At 66.0% G+C, this 7,821-nt stretch carries 8 protein-coding genes, 4 tRNA genes and 1 pseudogene; 6 read left to right on the top strand and 7 right to left on the bottom strand.

Annotated elements, in window-relative coordinates; all coding sequences use genetic code 11:
* Positions 1-3: 3 nt before the first annotated feature.
* Both EA346_RS06680 and EA346_RS06685 read left to right on the top strand, forming a co-directional pair.
* A pseudogene (locus EA346_RS06680) lies at positions 4-1,194 on the top strand (DUF4147 domain-containing protein); the annotation flags it as partial.
* 213 nt (positions 1,195-1,407) lie between these two features.
* Positions 1,408-2,199 carry a ferritin-like domain-containing protein gene (locus EA346_RS06685; protein ID WP_296756919.1) on the top strand — a complete coding sequence of 264 codons (792 nt, stop codon included), beginning with the start codon at positions 1,408-1,410 and terminating at the stop codon, positions 2,197-2,199.
* On the opposite strand, the gene EA346_RS06690 is transcribed toward EA346_RS06685, so the two are convergent.
* From EA346_RS06690 to folD, 3 genes are all read right to left on the bottom strand, one after another.
* Complete coding sequence (locus tag EA346_RS06690; protein WP_296756912.1) at positions 2,150-2,941, bottom strand: UDP-2,3-diacylglucosamine diphosphatase; 792 nt, start codon at positions 2,939-2,941, stop codon at positions 2,150-2,152. The genes EA346_RS06685 and EA346_RS06690 overlap by 50 nt on opposite strands.
* A 27-nt stretch (positions 2,942-2,968) precedes the next feature.
* Positions 2,969-3,481: a peptidylprolyl isomerase gene (locus tag EA346_RS06695; protein ID WP_296756913.1), complete on the bottom strand. Its 513-nt coding sequence runs from the start codon at positions 3,479-3,481 to the stop codon at positions 2,969-2,971.
* Between the two features lie 121 nt (positions 3,482-3,602).
* Positions 3,603-4,484, bottom strand: a complete 882-nt coding sequence (gene folD, locus EA346_RS06700) for a bifunctional methylenetetrahydrofolate dehydrogenase/methenyltetrahydrofolate cyclohydrolase FolD (protein WP_296756914.1) — start codon at positions 4,482-4,484, stop codon at positions 3,603-3,605.
* Between the two features lie 159 nt (positions 4,485-4,643).
* Here folD and EA346_RS06705 point away from each other — a divergent pair.
* The 4 genes from EA346_RS06705 to EA346_RS06720 all read left to right on the top strand — a co-directional run bounded on the left by EA346_RS06705 (position 4,644) and on the right by EA346_RS06720 (position 5,017).
* Positions 4,644-4,720 (top strand) — tRNA-Pro (locus EA346_RS06705).
* A gap of 16 nt (positions 4,721-4,736) precedes the next feature.
* Positions 4,737-4,813: transfer RNA gene (locus EA346_RS06710), tRNA-Arg, on the top strand.
* A 37-nt stretch (positions 4,814-4,850) separates the two neighbouring features.
* Positions 4,851-4,926: transfer RNA gene (locus EA346_RS06715), tRNA-His, on the top strand.
* A 15-nt stretch (positions 4,927-4,941) separates the two neighbouring features.
* A tRNA-Lys gene (locus EA346_RS06720) sits at positions 4,942-5,017 on the top strand.
* A 531-nt stretch (positions 5,018-5,548) separates the two neighbouring features.
* Here EA346_RS06720 and EA346_RS06725 read toward each other — a convergent pair.
* From EA346_RS06725 to EA346_RS06740, 4 genes are all read right to left on the bottom strand, one after another.
* Positions 5,549-5,878, bottom strand: a complete 330-nt coding sequence (locus EA346_RS06725; RefSeq protein ID WP_296756915.1) for a type II toxin-antitoxin system RelE/ParE family toxin — start codon at positions 5,876-5,878, stop codon at positions 5,549-5,551.
* Positions 5,875-6,117 carry a type II toxin-antitoxin system ParD family antitoxin gene (locus tag EA346_RS06730; RefSeq protein ID WP_366755768.1) on the bottom strand — a complete coding sequence of 81 codons (243 nt, stop codon included), beginning with the start codon at positions 6,115-6,117 and terminating at the stop codon, positions 5,875-5,877. The genes EA346_RS06725 and EA346_RS06730 overlap by 4 nt, the downstream gene beginning before the upstream one ends.
* 764 nt (positions 6,118-6,881) lie before the next feature.
* Positions 6,882-7,247 carry a type II toxin-antitoxin system RelE/ParE family toxin gene (locus EA346_RS06735; protein ID WP_296756917.1) on the bottom strand — a complete coding sequence of 122 codons (366 nt, stop codon included), beginning with the start codon at positions 7,245-7,247 and terminating at the stop codon, positions 6,882-6,884.
* The gene (locus EA346_RS06740) at positions 7,247-7,537 is read right to left on the bottom strand and encodes a type II toxin-antitoxin system ParD family antitoxin (protein ID WP_296756918.1); all 291 of its coding nucleotides are present in this window, start codon (positions 7,535-7,537) and stop codon (positions 7,247-7,249) included. The genes EA346_RS06735 and EA346_RS06740 overlap by 1 nt, the downstream gene beginning before the upstream one ends.
* Positions 7,538-7,821: the final 284 nt, after the last annotated feature.

A 7,821-nucleotide genomic window follows, 5' to 3' on the forward strand; every position in this document is an offset into this window, starting at 1 on the left:
GGAGTGGGTCGGTTGCTGGACTGGTACGACGCGGCGCTCGACGCCGTGCACGGCCGGGAGGCGGTGCGTGCGGTCCTGGCCGACGAGCCGTCCCCCGCGCGGCCGGTACACCTGCTGGCCCTGGGCAAGGCCGCTGAAGCCATGCTCCAGGGTGCCGCGGGGGCGTGGGGCGCCGTGATCACCCGTGCGCTGGTGGTCGCCCCCAAGGGTTCGGAGGCAGAGGTTGGCCGGTTGCCGTTTCCGGTCCGGCGCCTGACCGGCAACCACCCGGTTCCGGGGGCAGAGAGCCTGGCCGCGGGTGCGGCGATGGCCGAGTTCCTGCAGCGCGTTCCGCCCGACGATGCGCTGCTGGTGCTGCTCTCCGGCGGTGCTTCCAGTCTCGCGGAGTGGCCGCAACCGGGCGTGAAGCTGGCCGATCTGCGCGAACTGAACGAGCACCTGCTCGCAGCCGGTCTGGACATCCGGGTCATGAACGCGCTGCGCGGGCGTTTCTCGCGGCTGAAGGCGGGCGGTGCGGCCGGCCTGTGCCGGAGTGCCGATGTCCGGATCCTGTTCATCAGCGATGTGCCGGGCGACTCGCCGGCGTCGGTGGGCTCCGGGCCGTTCTGGTCACCGGAAAGCATCGATGCGGCAATGACGGTCCCGGAGATCGGCTGGCCCGAACTGGAGGCCCTGCTGCGCCGGCTGCCGCCGCCGCGCGCAGCAGGGCATCGCCCCATACACCGGCTGGTCGCAGGTAACGGCGATGCGCGCGCGGTGGTGAGGCGTGCGGCCCGGGCCGAGGGACTTGATGCGTGGGATCACGGACTGTTTCCCGCGTCCTCGGGTCTGCCGGTGGCCCGCCAGCTGGTTCGCTTCCTGCGCCATGCGCCGGCCGGGGTGCATGTCTGGGGCGGCGAGGCCCCGGTCCCTCTCCCGGCCCGATCGGGACGTGGGGGCAGGGCGCAGCATCTGGCGGCATTGCTTCTCCTTCTCTGGTTGTCCCGAGGCTTCCCACGGCCCATCGCGGTGCTGTCGGCGGCAACGGATGGCGTCGACGGCAATAGCGGTGCCGCCGGCGCATGGTTCGGTGATGGTCGCCCCAAGGCCGAGGTGGGGATGCGTACGACGCTGCGGCAGGCGCTGCGCGGAGCCGACACCGCGGTCTTCTGGGAGGGGCTGGGGCAGGTCGTACCCGGCAGGGAAACCGGGACCAACGTGATGGACCTGTTGATCGTACAACTCGGCCCGTTGGCGGCCGGTACGGCGCGCATGCCAGTGGATGCTGCCGGAGAAGCCGTGTCACCGGCAGCGGGTAACGAAACCTCGGGGAATCCGTTGGCGCGTCAGCCCAGGCGGGGGGCCGGTGCAGCCGCCCAACCGTCCGTGGGGGGATCGTCCGCACGCCGACAACCCGGTGTGCAGGCGATGGCCCTGCGCGCGCTGCAGGTGCGCGATCCTGCCCGGAAATGCGAGTGCGTGGAGCGCCTGCTCGAGGCCTGGCGCGCCGGTGGACTGGCGGTGGTTCCCGATGACCCGCCGCCGACCCGGATCGAAATCCCCGGGCGACCCGAACGGCCCCAGCTGGTGCGCCCGCAGGATCTGCCCCGCCGGGGCCTGCATACCCTGCGTGGGCGACAGGCACTGCTCCACGCGGTCACGCATATCGAGTTCAATGCGATCAATCTTGCGCTGGACGCGGTATACCGGTTCCGCGGCCTCCCGGCGGAGTACATCAGCGACTGGCTGCAGGTGGCGGCCGAGGAGGCCCGGCATTTTCAGTTGCTGGCACAGCAGCTGACACGGACCGGCGTTGCCTATGGCGACTTCCCGGCACATAACGGCCTTTGGGAAATGGCGGTCAAGACCGATGTCGATCCGATGGAGCGCATGGCCCTTGTGCCGCGGGTGCTCGAGGCTCGCGGTCTCGACGTGACCCCGGGCATGATCCAGCGGCTACAGGCGGCGGGTGATGCGGACAGCGTCGCGGTGTTGGAGGTGATCCAACGCGAAGAGATCAGCCATGTCGCGATCGGTTCGCACTGGTTCCGCCATCTCGCGATGCAGCGCGGGCTGGATCCGGAGCAGACCTTCCTCGACCTGCTGGCGCAGCACATGCCCGGCCGGGTGCGCCCGCCATTCGCGCTGGACGCGCGTCTGGCCGCCGGGTTCAGCCTGCGCGAGATGCAGGCGCTGGAGGATCAGGCGGGGCCAGGCTAAAGCCGACGGGGTAGGGCCGGCCGTCCAGGGTCAGCAGCCGCGGTCCCTGGTCGTCCAGCAAGAGATAGCCCGGCAGTTCGTCCCAGGAAGGCAGTACACAGCGCAGGCAGGGACGGCCATCGACCTGCAGGTGGTGGATCGCCGGTCGGTGCGTGTGGCCGTGTACCAGCAGCGACAGCCCATGCGTGCGCAGGACGTCCACGATGGCGTCGGGATGGGCATCCATGATTTCGCTGGCCTTCATCTTCCCGGCATCACGACTGCCCGCGCGCAGACGTTCCGCCGCGGCGATGCGCTCGGGCAGCGGCCGCGTCAGGAAGGCCTGCTGCCAGGCAGGCGCCCGAACCATCGTGCGGAACTGCTGGTAGTCGACGTCCGCTGTGCACAGGCTGTCGCCATGCATCAGCAGCGCGGGTCCGCCGTCGACTTCGATTCGCAGGAGCTCCGGGGCCAATGTCATACCCGCACGCCGGGCATAATCGGGTCCGAGCAGGAAATCCCGGTTCCCGTGTTGGAAGGTGACGGGCACCGGGAGCCGGGCCAGCGCGGCGGCGAGTGTCTCGGCCCCGGGGAAGCGCGCATCGTCGCCGATCCAGTACTCGAAAAGATCGCCGAGGATGTACAGCGCCGAGGCCTCGCGCGCCGGGCCCTCGAGGAACTCCAGAAACCGGGCGAGCGTCAGCCCCGGTTCCCGATCCAGGTGCAGATCGGAGACGACCAGGACCCTCGGCGTCGTACGCATCCCTTCGTTCGTGTCGATTGCGCGGACCTACTCGACGCGCTTGACGGTTTTCATGATCACCGGCTCCATTGGCACATCCTGGTGCATGCCCACACGGCCCGTTTTCACGCCCTCGATCTCCTTGACCACACTCATGCCCTCGGCCACGCTGCCGAAGACCGCATAGCCCCAGCCCTGCGGGGTCTTGGAGCTGTGGTCCAGGAAGCTGTTGTCCGAGACGTTGATGAAGAATTGGGCGGTCGCCGAATGCGGGTCATTGGTGCGGGCCATCGCGATGGTGCCGGCCTTGTTCTTCAGGCTGTTGTCGGCTTCGTTGGGAATCGGCTCGTGGACCGGCTTCTGGCGCATGTCCGGATCGAAGCCGCCGCCCTGGACCATGAACCCGGGGATGACCCGGTGAAAGATCGTATTGTCGTAGAAACCTTCGTCCACGTAGCGGAGGAAATTGGCGACGGTCTGCGGGGCAGCCGTGGCGTCTAGTTGCAGCACGATGCGGCCGTGATTGGTCTCGATAGCGACCTTGGTCTGCTCATCAGCCATGAGAACTCCTGAGATAGTGGTTGCGGTTAACAGCACCAGGGGCATGAGAAAACGATGCATTCGACATTCCCTATGTGACGTGGCTTGTGGATGGTACCGCCTGCGCCGGTGCCAGGCCAGTTCACGGCGCTGTCCTTCCGTGCGACGGTTCGTTTTCGCCGAACTGGCGTGCCTTGAGGGTGTTTTCGAGCAGCATGGCGACGGTCATCGGGCCCACGCCGCCCGGTACCGGAGTGATCCAGGCGGCGCGCTCCGCAGCGGCAGCGAACTCCACGTCTCCGGCCAGGGTCCCGTCCTCGAGGCGGTTGATCCCGATGTCGATCACGGTCGCGCCCGGCGTGATCCAATCGCCCCGGACCAACCCCGGCTTGCCCGCAGCGGCGATCACGATATCGGCGTCCCGGACGTGCGCGCGGGTGTCGCGCGTGAAGCGGTGGCAGATCACCGGTGTCGCTCCAGCCAGCAGCAGCTCCAGGGCCATCGGGCGCCCGACGATGTTGGAGGCGCCGATCACGCAGGCAGTGCGCCCCTTGAACGGTTCCCCGATCGCCAGAAGCAGCTGGATGACGCCCCAGGGCGTGCAGGGGCGAAGGCGCGGCACCCGGACGGCGAGCCGACCGACGTTATAGGGATGGAACCCGTCGACATCCTTGGCCGGATCGATACTCTCGATTACGGTCTCCGGATCGATGTGCGGGGGCAGGGGAAGCTGCACCAGAATGCCGTCGATGGCGCGGTCCCGGTTGAGGCGGTCGATCAGCGCCAACAGGTCGGTCTGCGGCGTCTGCGCCGGAAGGTCGTAGGAGTGCGATTCGACTCCGACCTCTGCGCAGGCCTTGCGCTTGTTGCGCACGTAGACTTCCGAGGCCGGGTTGTCGCCCACCAGCACCACGGCCAGTCCCGGCGCGCGCAGCCCAGCAGCCTTCATGGCTTCGACCTCTGCGCCGATGCGGGCGCGATGCGTTGCCGCGATGGCGCGGCCGTCGATGATCCTGGCACTCATGGCAGATCCCCCGGAACAGGCCGTCGATCATCCCATGATGCCCGGCCACCCTCAAGGATCGGGTTCATGGGCAGAGGCCCGTCCTGTCCTTGACCGAGAAGACGAGGTGGCGCTATGATTCCCGGCTCGCTGTACTGGGCTTTACGCGGGATGGCACCACGGGGTATAGCGCAGTCTGGTAGCGCGCCTGCTTTGGGAGCAGGATGTCGGGGGTTCGAATCCCTCTACCCCGACCACTGCTCCACGCCACACGCGCTCGTAGCTCAACCGGATAGAGCATCGGCCTTCTAAGCCGACGGTTGCAGGTTCGAGTCCTGCCGGGCGCGCCACCGCCCCAGGAAGTGGTCCAGTTACAGTGATACGGTGGTGACCGTAGCTCAGTTGGTAGAGTCCCGGATTGTGGCTCCGGTTGTCGTGGGTTCGAGTCCCATCGGTCACCCCACCCCCTCCTCCCTGCGGGCCGTTAGCTCAATTGGTAGAGCAGTAGACTCTTAATCTATTGGTTGTAGGTTCAAGTCCTACACGGCCCACCATAATTCGATCAATAACTTACAGAAGCGCAGCGATCGCGACGTAGATCCCAGGAATTCGCCCTAGGAACCGCTCAGGAACCGCTCAGGAACCGCGCTCCTCAAAAAAGACCATTGTGCGCCAGGCTTCCCGACGGCCGCGGGATCTGGAACTCCCGGCCGGCCGAGGCCAGGCACAGCCGATTCAAAAAGTAGCGACCGCGTTCGTTGGCCGAGCCCTCGGCCGCTGTGGCGTGAAGCACCCGCTCCAAAACCAGCCGCATGGGCGAGGCGAAGCACGCTCATACACGGGCCGTGAAGGATTCGGAGTGTCACACGTCACGCTGCACGGGCTGCCCCGTGCGTTCGGATAACCCTGCCTGCGCGGCGGCCGTCGCCTGACTCTGTCCTTCTGCTCGCTTTGCCATGAATACTTTGACCTGTTGCTCGGTGACCGCCATCCCGCCCCTTCTGGGTCCTCTGGAAAGGCGATCAAGGTTACGGGCAACCGGCCAAAGTAATTGTCGCTGTATAGATGCCGCGGCGTTCCGACCGTCACACGTTGTCGGGTTCCTGCATCCACGCCGGGATGTCCCTCTGACCATGCAGCACGCGCCAGACGTCGATGTGGTCCGGATGCTCGACGTAGAACACGACGTGCGGGTAGCGTGTCAGCGGCCATGCGCGCAGGCCGGGCAAATTGAGTTCGTGGGCGTAGCGCGGTGAGCCCGTTTCAGGATGGCGGCCGATGTGACCGTAGGCCTTCTCCAGTGCAACGATGAAGCCGAGCGCCACGGCTTCGCTGGCCTCACCCAGGTAGTCGGCAAGAGCCTCGTGAACATCCCGGTTGGCCTGCTCACGCGGGATGACTGCCTGGGCCTTCACTCTTGGGTGTCGGCTTTGTCGCTCTTGCGCACCCGGTCACGCAGGCCCTCAAAGTAGCGGGTATCGGCTGTTGCCGACGGGACCGAGGCTGCTCCTGCCAACAGCAGCTTGCGCAGATGCAAGCGCTCTTGATCCTTGCGGATCAACTCACGCACGTACTCGCTACTGGTGCCATAGCCGCGCTGGCTGACCTGTTCGTCCACGAAGGACTTCAGACTTTCAGGGAGAGAGATGTTCATCGTGCTCATCGCGCAAGCGTAGGTTCTTTGGCAAAAATTGGCAACACCCGCATGGCATCCGGCCCGCAGGTATCGATGCCGGAAGCCCCCGCCGGAACGTGCACGCCGATGGTTTCGAACGTCACATCGTGACCGCGAGGCGATGCGACGGGAGTGCAGGCGACGAGCCCATGCCGACCGTCATAAGCAGCAACAGCGCCCAAGGTCTGGCAACCCGCCGGCATTTCGAAACACCCGTCAGGACCCAGGCTCCGGGTAGCAGTGGGCCATGCGGGACGTTCGGTGCCAGCTTAGGAGCATAGGGAGGCTATATGGCCTTCTCATGACTGCCGGCCTGCTTCCAACACCAAAGGGCGGGTGACGACTGTCCGCTTGAACCACCACGGGAGACCCTCATCTGTCGAGACCGACTGCCCGCTCAGGGCCGGCTAATGCCAATGGCGGTCTATTGCCGACCCAGAGCGGGCAGTCGGTGGCACAGGATGAGCGGCTGTAGCCGGACGTAAACCTGCCACTGATGGGTGTTCGGTATCGACATCGACACCTGCCCGGCCTGCGGTTGCGCAGTGCGGATCATCGCCCGCATCAATTTCGCCAGCCTCCACTTTCAGCCGGGGCGGACCCGCCCGCGAGGCCCTCGAGCTGCGCGTGCCGGTGGAGGGCTGGCTAAGCAGTCATTGCAATGTAGACATGCGGGAGACCTCGCTCGGCTTGCGGCCGAGCAGGCGCCGTTATGCCTCCTCAGACCATACCCCCACCGGCTCTTATTCCCAGAGTGCCTCGGCATCCAAGTGTCGCGCGAGTTCCATGGCGTCGTGCAGAACCCGTCCGACAACAACCTGATCGTGTTCCACCCGGTAAATCAAGAAATGTCTTGGACGGCGCACAGTGCCGGTTTCGGTTCGGGCGCGCTCCCGGCTCAGATGCAGGTGCCAGGATCGCACGCCGTCGCCCAGCTCCGGTCGTTCGACGCTGCCGGTCCGAGCAGGCTGGCTGGAGATGTCACGCAGCGCGGTGACCAGCAGCGTTTCGTAGCGTGTGCGGGCTGCTTCTCCGAACTGACTTTGTGTCCAGGCGAGGATGTCGATGAGATCCGCCTGCGCGGTGGTGGAGAGTCGATAGCGCGCCATCAACCTGCCAACTTAACCCGCTTGGCGGCCTGCTGCCCCAGTTGGCTCATGAAATCCTCGAGATCGTCCTCGACGAGATCGATATAGCGCCCAGCGGTGATATCGGCCCAGCCCTTCTCGGCCGCTTGCTGCAGCGCCTGCAGCTTGGCCGCTTCGAGCCGTTCGCGCTGCTCGATCATGCGCAGCCCGTCGCGCAGCACCTCACTGGCGTTCTGGTACCGCCCCGATTGCACCAGGGTTTCGACAAGCTCTTGCTGATGGTCGCTCAGCACCACATTGCGGGTCGGCATGGCGGATTGACTCCCATGATGGAACCATCCTGAGCATAGCAGTATTGGCATATTATGCCAATGAACGCGCTCAGCCCGGACTCGCTCACACGCCCGACCGCGCGCGTCCAGACCGATCTCGAGAGAGCTTGCAGCGGTATTTGACCTCCAGAGTCCCAAGTGGCCCTTGAGGAACAATCTCCGCAAGGGGCGAGGTCCGTCTCCTCCGCAGTCGGTGGCCGTCCACGACCCTGAGCGGGCTCCGGTGCCCCAGTCGTGAGGGGCAGCTTGCTGATCTACTACGG

The sequence above is a fragment of the Thioalkalivibrio sp. genome, assembly GCF_007692535.1.
GTDB lineage: Bacteria > Pseudomonadota > Gammaproteobacteria > Ectothiorhodospirales > Ectothiorhodospiraceae > Thioalkalivibrio.

Coding starts and splice junctions, on each gene's coding strand:
- EA346_RS06685 (WP_296756919.1), top strand. CDS start 1,408: ATGGCCCTGCGCGCGCTGCAGGTGCGCGATCCTGCCCGGAAATGCGAG.
- EA346_RS06690 (WP_296756912.1), bottom strand. CDS start 2,941: ATGCGTACGACGCCGAGGGTCCTGGTCGTCTCCGATCTGCACCTGGAT.
- EA346_RS06695 (WP_296756913.1), bottom strand. CDS start 3,481: ATGGCTGATGAGCAGACCAAGGTCGCTATCGAGACCAATCACGGCCGC.
- folD (WP_296756914.1), bottom strand. CDS start 4,484: ATGAGTGCCAGGATCATCGACGGCCGCGCCATCGCGGCAACGCATCGC.
- EA346_RS06730 (WP_366755768.1), bottom strand. CDS start 6,117: ATGAACATCTCTCTCCCTGAAAGTCTGAAGTCCTTCGTGGACGAACAG.
- EA346_RS06735 (WP_296756917.1), bottom strand. CDS start 7,247: ATGGCGCGCTATCGACTCTCCACCACCGCGCAGGCGGATCTCATCGAC.
- EA346_RS06740 (WP_296756918.1), bottom strand. CDS start 7,537: ATGCCGACCCGCAATGTGGTGCTGAGCGACCATCAGCAAGAGCTTGTC.